Origin of the sequence: Streptomyces nidicola, assembly GCF_050106155.1 — a bacterium.
In the GTDB taxonomy this organism is placed as follows: domain Bacteria; phylum Actinomycetota; class Actinomycetes; order Streptomycetales; family Streptomycetaceae; genus Streptomyces.
This window is the reverse complement of record NZ_JBNBPI010000001.1, coordinates 3383809-3401619: the sequence shown is the minus strand read 5'-3', so window position 1 is coordinate 3401619 and position 17811 is coordinate 3383809. Positions and strand designations below refer to the sequence as shown.

General features: G+C 71.2%; 12 protein-coding genes. 7 read left to right on the top strand and 5 right to left on the bottom strand.

Annotation, left to right across the window (positions count from 1 at the left end; genetic code table 11):
• Positions 1-42 precede the first annotated feature (42 nt).
• Positions 43-2091 (bottom strand): alpha-1,4-glucan--maltose-1-phosphate maltosyltransferase, encoded by a 2049-nt coding sequence (locus ACOKM3_RS15380; protein WP_426900838.1) that lies wholly within the window; start codon positions 2089-2091, stop codon positions 43-45.
• Positions 2092-2320: 229 nt separating this feature from the next.
• Complete coding sequence (locus ACOKM3_RS15375) at positions 2321-3538, bottom strand: S8 family peptidase (protein WP_426900836.1); 1218 nt, start codon at positions 3536-3538, stop codon at positions 2321-2323.
• Positions 3539-3808: 270 nt separating this feature from the next.
• On the opposite strand from ACOKM3_RS15375, the gene ACOKM3_RS15370 reads away from it, so the two are divergent.
• The 3 genes from ACOKM3_RS15370 to glgP all read left to right on the top strand — a co-directional run bounded on the left by ACOKM3_RS15370 (position 3809) and on the right by glgP (position 7773).
• Positions 3809-4381 carry a maltokinase N-terminal cap-like domain-containing protein gene (locus ACOKM3_RS15370; RefSeq protein WP_426900834.1) on the top strand — a complete coding sequence of 191 codons (573 nt, stop codon included), beginning with the start codon at positions 3809-3811 and terminating at the stop codon, positions 4379-4381.
• Positions 4382-4521: 140 nt separating this feature from the next.
• Positions 4522-4992, top strand: coding sequence for a hypothetical protein (locus ACOKM3_RS15365; protein WP_426900832.1), 471 nt, complete (start codon positions 4522-4524; stop codon positions 4990-4992).
• Positions 4993-5154: 162 nt separating this feature from the next.
• Positions 5155-7773 (top strand): alpha-glucan family phosphorylase, encoded by a 2619-nt coding sequence (gene glgP / locus ACOKM3_RS15360; protein WP_426900830.1) that lies wholly within the window; start codon positions 5155-5157, stop codon positions 7771-7773.
• A 38-nt stretch (positions 7774-7811) separates the two neighbouring features.
• Here glgP and ACOKM3_RS15355 read toward each other — a convergent pair whose 3' ends face one another.
• From ACOKM3_RS15355 to ACOKM3_RS15345, 3 genes are all read right to left on the bottom strand, one after another.
• Entirely contained in the window at positions 7812-9851 is a 2040-nt protein-coding gene (locus ACOKM3_RS15355) for a M4 family metallopeptidase (RefSeq protein WP_426900828.1), read from the bottom strand.
• Positions 9852-10163: 312 nt separating this feature from the next.
• Positions 10164-12053 carry an ABC transporter ATP-binding protein gene (locus ACOKM3_RS15350; protein ID WP_426900826.1) on the bottom strand — a complete coding sequence of 630 codons (1890 nt, stop codon included), beginning with the start codon at positions 12051-12053 and terminating at the stop codon, positions 10164-10166.
• Positions 12050-13876 (bottom strand): ABC transporter ATP-binding protein, encoded by a 1827-nt coding sequence (locus tag ACOKM3_RS15345; protein ID WP_426900824.1) that lies wholly within the window; start codon positions 13874-13876, stop codon positions 12050-12052. The genes ACOKM3_RS15350 and ACOKM3_RS15345 overlap by 4 nt, the downstream gene beginning before the upstream one ends.
• A gap of 204 nt (positions 13877-14080) precedes the next feature.
• On the opposite strand from ACOKM3_RS15345, the gene ACOKM3_RS15340 reads away from it, so the two are divergent.
• The 4 genes from ACOKM3_RS15340 (at position 14081) to ACOKM3_RS15325 (ending at position 17805) form a co-directional block, all read left to right on the top strand.
• Positions 14081-15001, top strand: a complete 921-nt coding sequence (locus ACOKM3_RS15340) for an ABC transporter ATP-binding protein (RefSeq protein ID WP_426900822.1) — start codon at positions 14081-14083, stop codon at positions 14999-15001.
• Positions 14998-15786 carry an ABC transporter permease gene (locus tag ACOKM3_RS15335; RefSeq protein ID WP_426900820.1) on the top strand — a complete coding sequence of 263 codons (789 nt, stop codon included), beginning with the start codon at positions 14998-15000 and terminating at the stop codon, positions 15784-15786. The genes ACOKM3_RS15340 and ACOKM3_RS15335 overlap by 4 nt, the downstream gene beginning before the upstream one ends.
• Before the next feature lie 71 nt (positions 15787-15857).
• Complete coding sequence (locus ACOKM3_RS15330; protein WP_426906799.1) at positions 15858-17147, top strand: sensor histidine kinase; 1290 nt, start codon at positions 15858-15860, stop codon at positions 17145-17147.
• Positions 17140-17805: a response regulator gene (locus tag ACOKM3_RS15325; protein ID WP_426900817.1), complete on the top strand. Its 666-nt coding sequence runs from the start codon at positions 17140-17142 to the stop codon at positions 17803-17805. Before ACOKM3_RS15330 ends, ACOKM3_RS15325 begins: the two co-directional genes overlap by 8 nt.
• The last annotated feature ends 6 nt before the right edge of the window (positions 17806-17811 follow it).

Below are 17811 nucleotides of genomic sequence, written 5' to 3'. Positions count from 1 at the left end.
GGGTGACCCTCCGAATCCCATGTCCCGTGTACTCCTGAGAATTCATCGCGGCGTGGCCGGTGGCGGGAGGACGAGGATGTGCGCGGGCGTGCGGCCCGGCTCCAGGCGCACATAGTTCGTTCTGCCCCAGTGATAGGTGTCGCCGGTGAGTTCGTCCCGCACCGGCACGGATGCGTGCCAGTCGAGCCCCAGGTGCGGCATGTCCAACGACACCGTGGCTTCCTGGGTGTGGTGCGGGTCGAGGTTCACGACCACCAGGACCGTGTTCGAGCCCTGTGCGGACGTGGCGGTCTTCGAGTACACGAGCACCGCGTCCTGGTCGGCCTCGTGGAAGTGCACGCCGCGCAGGGTGTGCAGGGCCGGGTTGCGGCGGCGTATCGCGTTGAGCGCGGTGATCAGCGGGGCGATCGTGCGGCCCTCTCGTTCGGCCGACTCCCAGTCACGGGGCCGCAGTTGATACTTCTCGGAGTGGAGATACTCCTCGCTTCCGGCGCGCAGCGGAGTGTTCTCGCACAGTTCGTAGCCGCTGTAGACGCCCCACGTCGGCGAGAGGGTCGCGGCCAGGACGGCGCGGAGTTCGAAGGCGGGGCGGCCGCCGTCCTGCAGGAACGCGTGCAGGATGTCGGGGGTGTTCACGAAGAAGTTCGGCCGCATGTAGCAGGCCGCCTCCCCGCTCAACTCCAGGGCGTACTCGGTGAGTTCCTGCTTCGAATTGCGCCAGGTGAAGTACGTGTACGACTGCTGGAAACCGATCGCCGCGAGGGTGTGCATCATCGCGGGCCGGGTGAACGCCTCCGCCAAGAAGATCACGTCCGGGTCGGTGCCGTTGATGTCCGCGATCACCTTCTCCCAGAAGACGACCGGCTTGGTGTGCGGGTTGTCGACGCGGAAGATCCGCACCCCGTGATCCATCCACAGGCGCAGGATCCGCACCGTCTCGGCGATCAGTCCCGGCATGTCCTTGTCGAAGGCGAGCGGATAGATGTCCTGATACTTCTTCGGAGGATTCTCCGCGTACGCGATGGTGCCGTCCGGGCGGTGGTGGAACCAGTCGGGGTGCTTGTCCACCCAGGGGTGGTCCGGCGAGCACTGCAACGCGAAATCGAGGGCCACCTCCATGCCCAACTCCCGGACCCGGCCCACGAACGCGTCGAAGTCCTCGAACGTCCCCAGGTCCGGGTGGATCGCGTCGTGACCGCCCTCCGGCGAGCCGATCGCCCACGGCACCCCCACGTCGTACGGGCCCGGCGAGAGCGAGTTGTTGGGGCCCTTGCGGAAGGTGGTGCCGATGGGGTGCACGGGCGGCAGGTACACCACGTCGAAGCCCATCTCCGCGATGGCCGGAAGCCGACGGGCCGCCGTGCGGAACGTACCGCTCACCGGCGGCCGGCCCGGCTCGACCACCGCGCCCTCGGACCGCGGGAAGAACTCGTACCAGGACCCGAACAACGCCCGTTCCCGCTCCACCAGAAGCGGCAACTTGCCGCTGCGGGTGACCAGTTCGCGCAGCGGGTGGCGGGCGAGGGCCCGCAGGACGTCGGGGGTGAGCGTCGCGGCGAGCCGGGCGGGGGCCTGGCGGGTGGTGTCACGGAGGGCGGCGGCGGCCCGCGCAATCGTTTCGCGAAAAGGTGCGGGGGCGCCCTTCGCGGCGCGTTCGTGCAGCAACGCGCCTTCTTCCAGAACGAGTTCGGTGTCGATGCCCGCCGGAATCTTGATCTTGGCCGTGTGCCGCCAGGTCTCCACGGGGTCGCCCCACGCCTCGACCCGGTAGGTCCAGCGGCCGGGTGCGTCCGGGGTGACCTCGGCGCCCCAGCGGTCCGTCCCGGGGGCCAGCTCGCGCATCGGCGTCCAGGGGCCCGGCTCGCCGTCGGGGCCGCGCAGCACGACGTTCGCGGCGACGGCGTCGTGCCCCTCGCGGAACACGGTGGCCGTGACCAGGAAGGTCTCGCCGACCACGGCCTTGGCGGGGCGCAGGCCGCGCTCGACGACGGGGCGGACGTCGCGTATGGGGATGCGGCCCATCGTGGCGCGTGGTGTCGCGGGCGCACGGGGCGTGCGCGAGGCGTGCGAAGAAGATCGCTTTGCGGGCATGACCGCTCCTGTCCGCGGGGGAATCGGGGATGCGGAAACGAGATTCGGGGAGAGGGCCGTGCGGTGAATCCGTGCGATGAATCCGTGCGGCGTACCGGAGGAGCCTTCCACGCTCCCACGACGGGCAATCCGTGTCGTACCAAGTACTCGTCACTACTGGCGCGTAAGGGAACACATAAGACCGGTCCCGCCGAAAACGACGGGACCGTGTCATGAACTCACCCTCCTTCTAAGGGTTGTTGACCTGAAGCAGCTTGTTCGGCGAGCCGAGGCCCGCGCCCGTCACCTTGCCCGCCACGGCCCGCTCGGCCAGTGCCTTGCTCACGTCGGCGGGCGACGCCGTCGCGTGGTCGGCGAGGTACAGCGCGGCCGCGCCCGCGACGTGCGGCGACGCCATGGACGTGCCGGAGAAGGTGGCCTTCCCCGAGTCGCTCTTGTACGAAGCGGACGTGATGTCCACGCCGGGCGCGAACAGGTCGAGTCGAGTACCCCAATTGGAGAAGCTCGCACGCGCGTCCTTCTTGTCGCTCGCGCCGACGGTGATCGCTTCCTTGACGCGGGCCGGCGAGTACAGCTCGGCGGGCATTCCGTCGTTGCCCGCCGCCACCGTGTACGTGACGCCGGATGCGATGGAGTTCCTTACGGCGGCGTCGAGTTGGGCGTTCGCGTAGCCGCCGAGGCTCAGGTTCGCCACGGCCGGCTGCTGGGCGTGCTTGGTCACCCAGTCGATGCCCGCGAGCACCTGCGCCGTCGTGCCGGATCCCTCGTCGTCGAGCACGCGCACGCCGACCACGTCGGCCTGTTTCGCGACGCCGTACTGCTCGCCCGCGACGGTCCCGGCGACATGGGTGCCGTGTCCGTTGCCGTCCTGCGCGGTCGAGTCGTTGTCGACGAAGTCCCAGCCGCTCGCGGCCCGCCCGCCGAAGTCGCGGTGGGTGGTGCGGATGCCGGTGTCGATGACGTAGACGTGCACGCCGGCGCCCGCGGACTCGGGCCAGGTGTACGAGTTGTCGAGCGGCAGATCGTTCTGGTCGATGCGGTCCAGGCCCCACGAGGGCGGATTCTTCTGGGTGTGGTCCATGGTGACCTGGGAGTCCTGGACGACCGACGCGACGTTCCCGTCGGCCGCGAGCCGCTTGGCCTCCCCCTCGCCGAGCGTCACCGCGTAGCCGTTGAGCGCCTGGCTGTAGGTGTGGCGTATTTTCGCCCCGTACTTCTCCGCGAGGTCCTTGCCCTCGGCGGACGGAGCCTTCGTGTCCCCCTTCAGTGTCACTATGTAGCTGCCCGCTATGGCGCCGGGCTCGCCGGCGCCGAATACCCGTCCCTGTGCGGGGGCGGCGTCCGCGGGCAGCGTGATGGCCGAAAGCACCGCGACCGTGGCGACCGCGGTGAGCCCACCGGCCCAGCGCGTCCGTCGCTTTCGCGTCACTCGCACGGTCCCTGCCATGGGTGAGTTCCCCTCCTCAACTCGGCGCGCTCTCACGCCAGTTGGCAGCCTCTCGTGTGGTGTGAAGCACCACAAGGAGGTACGAGGTGGCGGAATCGGCCATATCGGTCGTGAGGGTTGTGCGGTTGAGTTGCGGCGTTTTCCGGACTTCCACGCCGGGCTTTCGGCCTTCCGCTCGGGGTTTTCGGCCGTCGGCGCGGAGTTTCCGGGCGTCGGCGCGGGGCGCGCAATTGCCTGGCGCGGCGCACGGCGACATCCGATGATGAGGCCGTGTCGATCATTCACCGCACCACACTGAAGCCCACCAAGCTCGAACTCCTCGCCGACTGGCTGCCGAAGCAGCCCTGGTACCAGGGTTCGGGCACCCCGGAGTTGTCCAAGTCCGGCGGGTTCCGGCTCGACGATCCGGCCGGCGAGGTCGGCATCGAGTTCATGGCCGCCACGGACACCTCGGGTCCCGAACCGGTGACGTACCACGTGCCGATGGCCTACCGCGGGGCCCCGCTGGAGGGCGCCCCGGACGACGCGCTCATCGGCACCACCGAGCACGGCGTGCTCGGGAAGCGCTGGGTGTACGACGGGGCCAAGGACCCGCTTCTCGTACGAGAGTTGACCGCCCTTCTGAAGGGTGAGGTGCCCGCGCACGCGCAGAGCATCGAAGGGGAGCTCGATCCGACCGTGCACGCCCACGTCACCACCGACGACGTGCGCCCCGAGATCGTGCGCGTCCTGGAGGCGGGGGCGAAGGCGCCGGACGACGCCGTCGGCGAGGTGTCCGCCGAGTGGCTGGCGGAGGGCGAGCGGCGGGTACGTGGGGTTTTCGTGGTGGTTCGGGGCGGCTGACGAGCTCTGGGCGTTGCGTGCCTCCGGGTGATCATCAAATCTGACATCGTGGGCAGGTCGCCGATGACCTGTGGCGACGACTTCCCGCACCGACGTCCGAATGGTTTGGATGTGGTTTTTTGATCTGGGGGACAACACGCATGACAGCGATCCGACGTCCGCGACGGCTGGCACGCATCTTCACAGGAGCGGCCCTCGCGGTGGGCGCGCTGCTCGGCGCGGCCGCCGCGCCGGCGGCGGCCGCTGACCCCAATCCCGAAGCGGCCGTGACCTATCAGGAGGTCGGCGACAGCGTCGGCGTCCGGGTGGGGCTGACCCGGGACGGTTCGTTCCTCGGCCAGGTGGAGTTCGACCCGGCCGCGCAGCAGCTTCGCGTCCTGGACACCAAGAACGACGACGACACGTTCTACGTGCACGTCTCCTCGACGCAGGGCGGTGCCGAGCACAACCTGGGCACGTACTCCGCGCCCGGCAGCGAGGCCCCCGTGGACTCCGTCGTCAAGAACTTCGACCTGCCGAAGGGCACGCCCCTCGACATCGAGGTGTACGACGACGCGGCACTCACCGACTACATCGGCGGGGCGCGCGGCACCGGTTCGGCGATCGCCTGACACCGGGCCCCCAGGGGCACCGCGTACGGCGGTCCGGGCGCGCACGGCGCGTGCCCGGACCGCCGTACGTGTTCCGGGCGCCCTGTCCCGCGCCGCGGCCGGGCGGCTACCGTCTCGGGGACACGACCCAGGCATCCGACGCGCAACCGCAGAGGTGAGCACGTGAAGGCCATCCGTCGATTCACCGTCCGCCCGGTCCTGCCCGAACCCCTCGCTCCGCTGCACGACTTGGCGCGCAATCTGCGCTGGTCCTGGCATGCCGGGACCCGTGACCTGTTCGCCGCGGTGGACCCCGACCGCTGGGCCGCGTCCGACGGCGATCCGCTGCGGCTGCTCGGCAGCGTGCCGCCCGAGCGTCTTGCACGGCTCGCGGGCGACGAGGACTTCCTCGCGAGGCTCAGCGAGGTCGCCGACGATCTGCGCGGCTATCTGCACGACGACCGCTGGTACCAGGAGCGGGCGCGGCAGTCCCAACTACCGGCGGGAATCGCCTACTTCTCGCCCGAGTTCGGCATCACGGCCGCGCTCCCGCAGTACTCGGGCGGCCTCGGGATCCTCGCGGGCGACCACCTCAAGGCGGCGAGCGACCTCGGGGCACCGCTGATCGGCGTAGGACTGCTGTACCGGCACGGCTACTTCCGGCAGTCGCTCTCCCGGGACGGCTGGCAGCAGGAGACGTATCCCGTCACCGATCCGAACGAGCTGCCGCTGAGCCTGCTGCGGGAGCCCGACGGCACCGCGGTGCACCTCGCGCTCGCCCTGCCCGGCGGGCGCCGGCTGTTCGCGCGGGTGTGGCAGGCGCAGGTGGGGCGTGTGCCGCTGCTCCTTCTCGACTCGGACGTCGAGGAGAACGACGCCCACGAACGGGAGGTGACCGACCGGCTCTACGGCGGCGGCAGCGAGCACCGGCTGTTGCAGGAGATGCTGCTGGGGATCGGCGGGGTGCGCGCCGTCCGCGCGTACTGCCGGCTCACCGGGCACCCGGACCCCGAGGTCTTCCACACCAACGAGGGGCACGCGGGCTTCCTCGGCGTGGAGCGGATCGCCGAACTCGCCGAGCGGGGAACGGACTTCGACTCCGCGCTCGAAGCGGTGCGAGCCGGGGCCGTCTTCACGACGCACACCCCTGTCCCCGCGGGCATCGACCGCTTCGACCGGGAGCTCGTCGCCCGCCACTTCGGCGCCGCGGCCGAACTGCCCGGCCTCGACGTGCAGCGCATCCTCGACCTCGGCATGGAGACGTACGCGGGCGGCGACCCGAACGTCTTCAACATGGCGGTGATGGGGCTGCGGCTCGCGCAGCGCGCCAACGGCGTCTCCACGCTGCACGGCTCCGTCAGCCGGAACATGTTCGCCGGGCTTTGGCCGGGATTCGACGTCGAGGAGGTGCCGATCGCCTCCGTGACCAACGGCGTGCACGCACCGACATGGGTCGCCCCCGAGGTGTACCGGCTCGGCGCGCGGCAGATCGGGGAGCGGCGCACCGAGGACGCCCTGTCGGTCGGCGGCTCGGCCCGCTGGGACGCCGTCGGCCAGATCCCCGACCGGGACATCTGGGAGCTGCGCGGCGAACTGCGCCGACAGCTCGTCGACGAGGTGCGCGAGCGGCTCGCCGCTTCCTGGCGCCAGCGCGGCGCGGGCGCGGCCGAACTGGGCTGGATCGACGGCGTGTTGGACCCGAACGTGCTCACCATAGGCTTCGCGCGCCGCGTGCCCTCGTACAAGCGGCTCACGCTGATGCTGCGCGATCCGGACCGGCTGATGCGGCTGCTGCTCGACGAGGAGCGGCCGATCCAGATCGTGGTCGCGGGCAAGGCGCACCCGGCCGACGACGGCGGCAAGCGGCTCGTCCAGGAACTGGTGCGCTTCACCGACGATCCGCGGGTGCGGCACCGCATCGTCTTCCTGCCCGACTACGGGATGGCGATGGCGCAGAAGCTGTACCCCGGCTGCGACGTCTGGCTGAACAATCCGCTGCGCCCGCTGGAGGCCTGCGGCACGAGCGGCATGAAGGCGGCGCTCAACGGGTGCCTCAACCTGTCCGTCCTGGACGGCTGGTGGGACGAGTGGTTCGAGCCCGACTACGGCTGGGCCATCCCGACGGCCGACGGAACGGCCACCGACGAGCATCGGCGCGACGACCTGGAGTCGGCCGCGCTGTACGACCTCCTGGAGCGCCGGGTGACGCCGCGCTTCTACGAGCGCGGCCCCGAAGGGCTGCCCGACCGCTGGATCGAGATGGTCCGCCAGACCCTCACCCACCTCGGCCCGAAGCTCCTCGCGGGGCGCATGGTCCGCGCGTACGTGGAGCAGCTGTACGCCCCCGCCGCCGGTTCCGCGCGCGCCCTCACCCCGGACGCGGCGCGTGACCTCGCGGCGTGGAAGGCGCGGGTCCGGGCCGCCTGGCCGCGCGTCACCGTCGACCATGTGGAGGCCTCGGCGGGCGGCGCCGAACTGGGGGCCACCCTCGGCCTCCATGTCCGGGTCGCACTGGGCGAGTTGGGTCCCGACGACGTCGAGGTGCAGGCCGTCGCGGGGCGGGTCGACACCGAGGACCGGATCACCGAGCCGACGACGGTGCCGCTGAAGCCTGTCGGCGGGCCGGACGGGGAGGGGCGCTGGGCGTACGAGGGGCCGCTGGCCCTCGACCGCAGCGGGCCCTATGGGTACACCGTGCGGGTGCTGCCTGCGCATCCGCTGCTTGTGTCGGCGGCGGAGACGGGGCTTGTCGCCGTGCCGACGGAGGCGACGCAGGAGGGGGCGGGGGTGTTGTTGCGGTGACCCCCGCCCCCTTGGGGCTTGAACCGGCTTGATCGTGCTTACGGGAACGTCAGCTTGAAGCTGTTGATGTAGCCCGTGTCCTGCTGGCCGAGGTCCTGGACCTTCAGCTTCCAGGTGCCGTTCGCGGTCTCGGCGGAGGCGTTGACCGTGTACGTGGTCTGGATGTTGGGCGTCGGGTCGTACGCCGAGCTGTGCAGCCGGTACGTGCGCCCGCTCGGGCCGACCAGGTCCACCTGGAGGTCACCGCTCCACGTGTGCACGATGTCGACGCCGACCTTCAGGGTGGAGGGCGCGGCACCGCTGACACCCGTCACCGCGACGGACGACGTGACGGCGGCCCCCGGGTAGTCGGGGATCGTCACGTTCGCGTCGTTGGTGAACGTCTTGCCGGTGCCCGGGTCGCCGCCGCCGGACCGGGCGCCCACGGCGACCCCGGCCCACGCGTCCTGCACCGCCTTGTACTCGGCGGACGACGTCCCGTACAGCTCACCGGCGGCCGCGAGGGTGCCGGTGCGGGCGCCCGCGTAGTTCGTCGTCGACGTGAACTTCGTGGACAGCGCCTTGAACCAGATCAGCGCCGCCTTGTCGCGGCCGATGCCGGTGACCGGAAGGCCGTCGGAGGTCGGCGAGTTGTAGGTCACGCCGTTGATCGTCTTCGTTCCGCTGCCCTCGCTGAGCAGGTAGAAGAAGTGGTTCGCCGGGCCCGAGGAGTAGTGCACGTCGACGTTGCCGATGCCCGAGTACCAGGCGTCCTTGGACGCGCCGTCCTTGCTCGGCTTGTCCATGTAGCGCAGCGGCGTCCCGTCGCCATTGATGTTGATCTTCTCGCCGATGAGGTAGTCGCCCACGTCGGTCGAGTTGTTGGCGTAGAACTCCACGGTCGAGCCGAAGATGTCGGACGTCGCCTCGTTCAACCCGCCTGATTCACCGGAGTAGTTGAGGCCCGCGGTGTTCGACGTGACGCCGTGCGTCATCTCGTGCGCGGCCACGTCGATCGACGTCAGCGGGTGCGTGTTGCTGGTGCCGTCGCCGTACGTCATGCAGAAGCAGCTGTCGTCCCAGAACGCGTTGACGTACGCGTTGCCGTAGTGGACCCGGCTGTACGCGCCGACGCCGTCACCGCGGATGCCGGACCTGCCCTGCACGTTCTTGTAGTAGTCCCAGGTCAGCGCGGCGCCGTAGTGCGCGTCGGCGGCGGCCGTCTCGGTGTTCGTCGCGCTGCCGTTGCCCCACACGTCGTCGGCGCCGGAGTAGAGGGTGCCCGTCCCCGACGTGCCGCGGTTCAGGTTGTACGTCTTGTGGGCGCCGCGGGTGGTGTCGTTCAGCGTGTACGAGGAACCGGACTGCGCGGTGCCGAGGGTGACGGTGCCGCTGTACTGGGTGTTGCCCGTGCCGGTCTCGATCGCCTGCCACTCGTGGAGCTTCTTGCCGGTGCTCGCGTCGGTGATGACGTGCAGCTGGTTCGGGGTGCCGTCGTGCTGGAGGCCGCCTACGACGGTCTCGTACGCGAGGGTGGGCTGGCCCTTCGTGGCGCCCTGGCCGAGCCAGACGACTTTGCGGGGCGCCTTGTCGGCCTCGGTCTTCTTCGAACCGTCGGCCTTCGCGAGCTTCAGGGCCTGGGTCTCGGCGGTGGCCGGCTTCACGTCGGGGGTGGTGTCGACGTTCTTGAGGTCGGCCTTGGCGGCCTTGGTGACGTCCTTGGTGGTTCCGGACTTCGTGGCTTCGACGATCAAGTCGCCGCCCAGGACCGGGAGTCCGCCGTAGGTGCGCTCGTAGCGGGTGTGGGTGGTGCCGTCCTTGTCCTGGAGGACGTCCCGTACGACGAGCTTCTCCTGCTTGCCGAGGCCGAGGTCCTTCGCGGTGCCGGCCTTGCCGGCGTTCGCCTCGCGTATCAGCTCGGCGCGTTTGGCGGGGGAGAGCTTGGCGGGGAGGGAGCCGGGGTCGGCGCCGGTCGCGTCCGCGGTGGCGGGGAGGGTCTGGAAGGTGACCGTCAGCAGGGCGGCGACGGTGCCGGCGGCGATCGCCGTGGCCCGGCGTCTCGGGGAGCCGGGTCTGTGGGAGGCGGTGTTCTTGCGCAACGCTGAACTCCTTACGCGTGACCGCGGGTTGGCGGTCAGTGGGGACCGGTCGGAGGGTGTCCGGCCGGGCAGAGCGCAATGCGGAGTGGTGCGGTTGGGAGAGTGGCACCAAGCGCTGCCGCGTGTCAGGGGCTCGTCAACAGGTTGGCCGGAAATCGTTCGTTGTCCGGTGTGCGTCGTTCGGTTGCCGGTGACGGGGTTGGGGTCGCGGGGCTCTGCCCCGGACCCCGCGCCTCAAGCGCCGGCGGGGCTGGAAAGATCGGGGCTCTGCCCCGGACCCCGCGCCTCAAACGCCGGCGGGGCTGGATTTGCTCATGCGCCGGCGGGGCTGGAGGTGCTCTCCCGCCAGGTTCGGTGCAAGCCGGCGAACTCGCCTGTACCTGCGATGAGTTCCGCCGGTGGGCCGTCCTCTGTTACTCGGCCTGCCGACATGACCAGCACTCTGTCCGCGATCTCCACCGTCGAGAGGCGGTGGGCGATGACCACGGCGGTGCGGCCGTGCAGCACCGTGCGCATCGCGCGCTGCACCGCCCGTTCGCCGGGGATGTCGAGGGAGCTGGTCGCCTCGTCGAGGATCAGGACCGCGGGGTCGGCGAGGAGGGCGCGGGCGAAGGCCACCAGCTGGCGCTGGCCCGCAGAGATCCGGCCGCCGCGCTTGCGGACGTCCGTGTCGTAGCCGTCGGGGAGCGCCGCGATGAAGTCGTGGGCGCCGATGGCCTTCGCGGCCTGTTCGATCTCCTCGCGGGTCGCCTCGGGGCGGCCGATCGCGATGTTCTCGGCGACCGTCCCGGAGAACAGGAACGCCTCCTGCGTCACCATCACCACGCTGCGGCGCAGCTCGGTGTTGGAGAGTTCGCGCAGGTTCGTGCCGTCGAGGAGGACTTCGCCGTGCGAGGGGTCGTAGAGGCGGGCGAGGAGTTTGGCGAGGGTCGATTTGCCGGCGCCCGTCGAGCCGACCACCGCCACCGTCTGTCCGGCAGGCAGCGTCAGGTCGAAGCGGGGGAGGACCTCGCCGCCCGTGCGGTAGCCGAAGGAGACCGACCGGAATTCGACCTCGCGGCCCGGCTGTTCGCTCTCCCGGGCCGGCAGGGAGCGCGGCGTGGCCGGTTCCGGTACCGAGGGCGCCTGGACGAGGAGGCCCGCGATCTTCCTGAGGGACGCGGCCGCGCTCTCGTACGCGTTGAGGAACATCGCCAGGCGGTCGATCGGGTCGTACAGGCGACGGATGTAGAGCACCGCCGCGGCGAGGACGCCGAGTTCGAGTGTGCCGCCCGCGACCCGGTACGCGCCCCACAGCACCATGCCCGCCACCGCCGTGTTCGCGAGCAGCCGGGAGCCGATCACGTAGCGCGCCATCTCCAGCATCGCCGTGCCGTTGGACCGCTCGTGCCGGTGGTTGAGCTTCGCGAAGTGCTCGTCGTTGGCCTGTTCACGGCGGAAGGCGCGTACGGGGCGGATGCCGTTCATGGTCTCGACGAACTTCACGATGACCGCGGCGATCGCCGAGGAGCGCTCCGCGTACGCCCGCGCCGCCCGCTGCCGGTACAGCCGGATCATGACGTAGAGGGGGATGAAGGAGAGCGCAGCGACCGCGCCGATGCCCAGGTCGAGCCAGAGCAGCATCGCCGTGATGTAGGCGGAGCCCACGATGACGTTGACCAGTTCCTGGAGGCCCTCGCTGAGCAGTTCGCGCAGCGCCTCGACGTCCGTGGTGGCCCGCGAGATGACCCGGCCCGACGTGTACCGGTCGTGGAAGTCCACGCTCAGCGCCTGCGCGTGCCGGAAGATGCGGCCGCGCAGGTCGACCAGCACGTTCTGGCTGACGCGGGCCGAGAACCGGATGTACGCGTACACGAAGGCCGCCGAACCGACCGCGCACAGCAGGAAGCCCGCGCCGACCGCGATCAGCGGCCCGTAGTCGTGCGCCCGGAACGCGGGGACCGCGCTGTCGATGGCGTACGCGACGATCAGCGGGCCGGACTGCACGGCGGCCTGCTGGAGGAGCAGGGCGAGGACGGTGAGGGCGACCGTGCGGCGGTGGGGCGCGAGCAGCGAGCGCAGCAGTCCGCCCGTCGCGCCCTCGGGTGTCGGCAGGTCGTCCTGGTCGAACGGGTCGCCGGGGGAGGGGAGTTGGATGTCCTCGGGTTCCGGGGATTCGCCCTGCGGACCCGTCTTGTCGTTCGGCCTCGTGGTCGTCGTCATACGCGCTCCGTCTCCGTCCCCGAGCCCGTCTCCTCGGTGTGCTCGCCCGACATCAGATGTCTGTACTCGCCGTTCGTGCGCAGCAGTTCGTGGTGGGTGCCCACCGCCGTGATCCGGCCCTCGGACAGCAGCGCCACCCGGTCGGCGAGCAGCACCGTGGACGGCCGGTGCGCGACCACGAGCGCCGTGCTGTCGGCGAGCACCCGGCGCAGCGCGGCCTCCACCGCGGCCTCCGTGTGCACGTCGAGCGCGGACAGCGGGTCGTCGAGGATCAGGAAGCGGGGCGTGCCCACGACGGAGCGGGCCAGGGCGAGGCGCTGGCGCTGGCCGCCGGACAGGCTCAGGCCCTGCTCGCCGACCTCCGTGTCGACGCCGTCGGGCAGCCGGTGCACGAACCCCGCCTGCGCGACGTCGAGCGCCTGCTCCAGCTGCTCGGGTCCCGTGGCCGCGGGCGCGCCCATCAGGACGTTGTCCGCGACCGAGGCGGAGAACAGGGTGGGCTCCTCGAACGCCACGGACACCAGCTCGCGCAGCTCGGCGCGCGGCATCGCGGTGATGTCGCGGCCGTCGAGCGTGATGCGGCCCTCCGTCACGTCGTAGAGCCGGGGCACGAGCGCGGTGAGCGTGGTCTTGCCGCTTCCCGTCGATCCGACGAGTGCCATGGTCTCGCCGGAGCGGATGTGCAGGTCGACGCGGGCGAGGGTGGGGGCGGAGTTCTCGGCGGCGTCGGGGTAGCGGAAGGCGACGCCTTCGAACCGCAGCCCGTCGTCCGTGTCGGCATCGGCGTCGGCGTTCGCGTCGGCGAGGACGCGCGGATCCTCCGGATCCGCGTCCATCACCTCGAAGTACCGCCGCGTCGCCGTCGCCGCCTCCTGGCTCATCGCGAGCAGGAAGCCGATCGACTCGATGGGCCAGCGCAGCGCGAGCGCCGTGGACAGGAACGCGACGAGCGTGCCCGCGGACAGCGAGCCGTCGGAGACCTGGATCGTGCCGATCACCAGGGCCGCCCCGAGCGCCACCTCGGGAAGCAGCGTGATCACCGTGAGGATCCCGGCGAGCAGCCGCGCCTTGACCAGTTCCGTGCCGCGCACCGTGCGCGCCAGGTCGCGGAAGGCGCGGGCCTGGCTGCGGTGCCGGCCGAAGCCCTTGATGACGCGGATGCCGAGGACGGACTCCTCGACGACCGTCGTCAGATCGCCGACCTGGTCCTGCGCGCGCCGCGAGGCCTTCGCGTACCCGTCCTCGAAGCGGTAGCAGAACGCGATCAGCGGGACGGCCGGGGCGAGCAGGACGAGGCCGAGCCCCCAGTCCTGGACGATCAGCACGGTGAGACCGGCCAGGATCGTCACCCCGTTGACGATCAGGAACGTCAGCGGGAAGGCGAGGAACATCCGCAGCACCATCAGGTCCGTCGTGCCGCGCGACAGCAACTGGCCCGAGGCCCACCGGTCGTGGAAGGAGACCGGGAGCCGCTGGAGGTGCCGGTACAGATCGGCCCGCAGCGCCGCCTCCACCCCCGCGAGCGGCCGCGCCACCAGCCATCTGCGCAGCCCGAAGAGCAGTGCCTCCGCGATGCCGAGCGCGAGCAGCACCCCGGCGCCCAGCCACACCCCGCCCGGGTCGCGCTCGGTCACCGGGCCGTCCACGATCCACTTCAGGACCAGCGGGAAGACCAGCGCCAGACACGACGCGAGCACCGCCACGAACGCCGCGCCCGCCCACCGCGCCCGCACCGGACGCACGTACGGCCACAGCCGCAACAGCGTCCGCACGGCGGAGAGTTGACCGGTCGTCTCTGTGGTGGCACGTGTAGTCGTCGGCATCAGTGGCGAGCCTACGGTTTGCCACTGACAACGCCCACCGAGTTTCGGACGGCACTCCTCCGCGGCCGGTGGGCCGTACCGGTCGGCCCCGGAGTCGTACCGGTCGGCTCCGCTGGTCGTACCGCCCATCAACCGATCGGTTGATGCGTGCTCGAGCGCGATGGCCGATGCCCCGACAGGGCCCGCGCGGCGACGCTTGATGCCATGACCACCACCACAGCACCGCTCATCGAGGTCGCCGGGCTGCGCAAGACGTACGCCGGGCGGGCCGTCGTCGACGGGGTGTCCTTCACCGTCGGCGAGGGCGAGATCTTCGGGATCCTCGGGCCGAACGGCGCGGGCAAGACCACCACCGTCGAATGCGTCGAGGGGCTGCGCGCGGCCGACGAGGGGCACGTACGGGTCGCGGGGCTCGACCCCGTACGCGACCACGCACAGGTCACCGGGATCCTCGGCGCGCAGCTCCAGGAGAGCGAGATCCAGCCGAAGCTGACCGTGAAGGAGGCGCTGGAGCTGTACTCCGCCTTCTACCCCGCGCCCCTCGACTGGCGGCCGCTCGCCGAGCGCCTGCGCCTCACCGACAAGCTCGGCACCCGCTTCGCGAAGCTCAGTGGCGGACAGAAGCAGCGCCTGTTCATCGCGCTCGCCCTCGTCGGCAACCCCCGCGTCGTCGTCCTCGACGAGCTGACCACCGGGCTCGACCCGCGCTCGCGCCGCGACACCTGGGAGCTCATCGAGGAGGTGCGCGACAGCGGCGTCACCGTCCTCCTCGTCACGCACTTCATGGAGGAGGCGCAGCGGCTCTGCGACCGGATCGCCGTGATCGACAAGGGCCGGGTCGCCGCGCTCGACACCCCGGCGGGCCTGATCAGCCGGGCCGCCGGGTCGACCGTCATCTCGTTCAGCCCGTCCGCGCCGCTGGACGAGCGTGCGCTGGCCGGGCTGCCCGCGGTCACCTCCGTGGACCACAAGGACGGCCGGGTGACCCTCAACGGCACCGACGACACGGTCACCGCCCTCCTCACGCTGCTCGCCCGCCAGCACATCACCGCCCACCAACTCCGCGTGTCCGACGCCACGTTGGACGACGCTTTCCTCGACCTCACGGGAGCCGGCCAGTCATGAGCACCGTCACCGCGCCCACCACCACAGCCGTCCCGGCCGACCGGTCGGCCGTCGACCGGGCCGTCCTCAAGGCCGAGTTCACGCTCTTCAGGCGCGAGGCGGGCAGCCTCGTCGGGATCCTGCTGTTCCCCGTCGCCCTGCTCGTGATCCTCGGCTCCATCCCGTCCTTCCGACAGGCCGACGCCGGTCTCGGCGGCATCCGGCTCGTCGACGCGTACGTGCCCGTCACCGTGCTGCTCGGCATGATCGCGGGCGGCATCCAGTCGATGCCGCCGATCATCACCGGGTACCGGGAGCGCGGCATCCTGCGCCGGATGTCGACCACGCCGGTGCGGCCGACGGCCGTCCTCGGCGCGCAGATGGGCATCCACGGCGTCGCCGTCCTCGTCTCGGTCGCGATCTGTCTCGCCGTCGGCCGGATCGCCTTCGACGTGGCGCTGCCGCGGCAGTTCGGGGGCTATCTGCTCGCCCTCGTGCTGTCCGTCGTCGTCTCCCTCGCCCTCGGCGCGCTGATCGCCTCCCGGGCCCGTACGACGAAGATCTCCAACGCGATCGGCTCGGTCGTCTTCTTCCCCGCGATGTTCTGCGCGGGTGTCTGGCTGCCGGTGCAGGCGATGCCGGACACCCTGGCCCACATCGTCGAGCTGACGCCGTTCGGTGCCGCGGCGCAGGCCCTGAACCAGGCCGCGGCGGGCGACTGGCCGGCCTGGTCGCACCTGCTGGTGCTCGCGGTCTGGGCCGTGGGCCTGACCGGCGTGGCCGCGCGCTGGTTCCGCTGGGAATGACCGTTCCATCGGCAATGACCGTTCCGGTGGCAATGACCTTGGAGGCGGGCGTGGTCACGCAGACTGGGGACATGGACGAGCGGGACACATCGGAGGCGGCGGACGGACTCGGCCGAGCCGTGGAGGACGTCGAGCAGCGGTGGCGGGCCTTCCACCGCCTCTCCCCGCTGACCCTGCTCGGCATCAGTGTGCTGCTCGCGGTGGCCACGAACACGTCCTTCGGGGTGAGGGCCACCGGCTGGTACGCGATGGCGGGGCTCGTCGTCGGCGCCGTGGCCCTGGAGAGTGTCGCCATCCGGGCCGGCCTCGCCCGCAAGGGCCCTTCGGCGGCGGGCACCGTCTACTACGTCCTGCGCTGGGCGCTCGCCTTCGGCCTGGCCTGGGTCAACCCGCTCTTCGCCTTCTACGCGGCCATCGGCTACTTCGGCGCCGACCGCTTCCTCCCGCCCCGCCTGGTCAAATTCGGCCTCGCCGCGTCCGCCGTGATCCTGGCCGGGTCCCAGTCCGGCGGTCTGCCGCCCGAGAACGCAGGGCAGTGGGCCTTCTTCGGTGCGCTGTACGCGATCAACATGGCGCTGGTGGCAGCCATGGTCCATCTCGACACGAAGGAGGCCGAGCGCACCCTCGCCCAGGTCGCCACCATCGCCGAACTCGAACGCACCAACAAGGCCCTCCAGGACGCGCTCGACGAGAACGCCGCGCTGCAAGCCCAACTCCTCGTCCAGGCGCGGGAGGCGGGCGTCTCCGACGAGCGCCGCCGGCTCGCCGCCGAGATCCACGACACCATCGCCCAGGGCCTGACCGGGATCATCGCCCAGCTCCAGGTCGTCGCGAACACCCCCGACCAGGCGCAGGCCCGCGAGCACCTCGACCGGGCCGCCGATCTCGCCCGGCACAGCCTCGGCGAGGCCCGCCGCTCCGTGCACAATCTGGCGCCCGCGGCCCTGGACGACGCGACGCTCGCCGAGGCCCTGAAGAAGACCGTCGCCGACTGGTCCGCCCGCACCGGCGTCCGCGCCGACTTCACCCTCACCGGCACGGCCGAGCCGCTGCACGAGGAGATCGAGGCGAGCCTGCTGCGGATCGCCGAGGAGGCGCTGTCCAACGCGGCCCGGCACGCGGCCGCCACCCGCGTCGGCGTCACCCTCTCCTTCATGGCGGGCGAGGTCACCCTCGACGTGCGCGACGACGGCCGCGGCTTCGACCCGCTCTCCGTACCCGCCCGCTCCGGCAGCGGCGGCTTCGGCCTCGACGGGATGCGGGCCCGCGCCGAGCGGCTCGCGGGCGGCGTCACCGTCGAGTCGGAGGAAGGCGGCGGCACGGCGATCTCCGCTCGCGTACCTTTGGTGCGCCATGACTGACCCTGTGCCCGACCCCGCGACCGGCCCCGTGATCACGCTCCTGATCGTCGACGACCACCCCGTCGTACGCGACGGGCTGCGCGGCATGTTCGAGTCGACCACCGGTTTCACGGTCCTCGGCGAGGCGGCGAACGGGGTGGAGGCCGTCGCCCGCGCCGCCACCCTCGACCCGGACGTCGTCCTCATGGATCTGCGGATGCCGGGCGGGGGTGGCGTGGACGCCATCAAGGAGCTGACCCGCCGCGGCGCCCGCGCCCGCGTCCTGGTCCTCACCACGTACGACACGGACTCCGACACGCTGCCCGCGATCGAGGCGGGCGCCACGGGCTATCTGCTCAAGGACGCCCCGCGCGAGGAGCTCTTCACGGCGGTACGGGCCGCTGCCGAGGGCCGCACCGTCCTGTCACCGGCCGTCGCGTCCCGCCTGGTCACGGCCGTGCGCACGCCCGCCGCGCCCGCCGACGAGACGCTCTCGGCCCGCGAGCGCGAGGTCCTGGTCCTGGTGTCCAAGGGCACCTCGAACAAGGAGATCGCGCGCGAGCTGTTCATCAGCGAGGCGACGGTGAAGACCCATCTCACCCACATCTACGGCAAGTTGGGCGTGAAGGACCGCGCGGCGGCGGTCGCGGTGGCGTACGACCGCGGGATCCTGGGCTGACGGTCG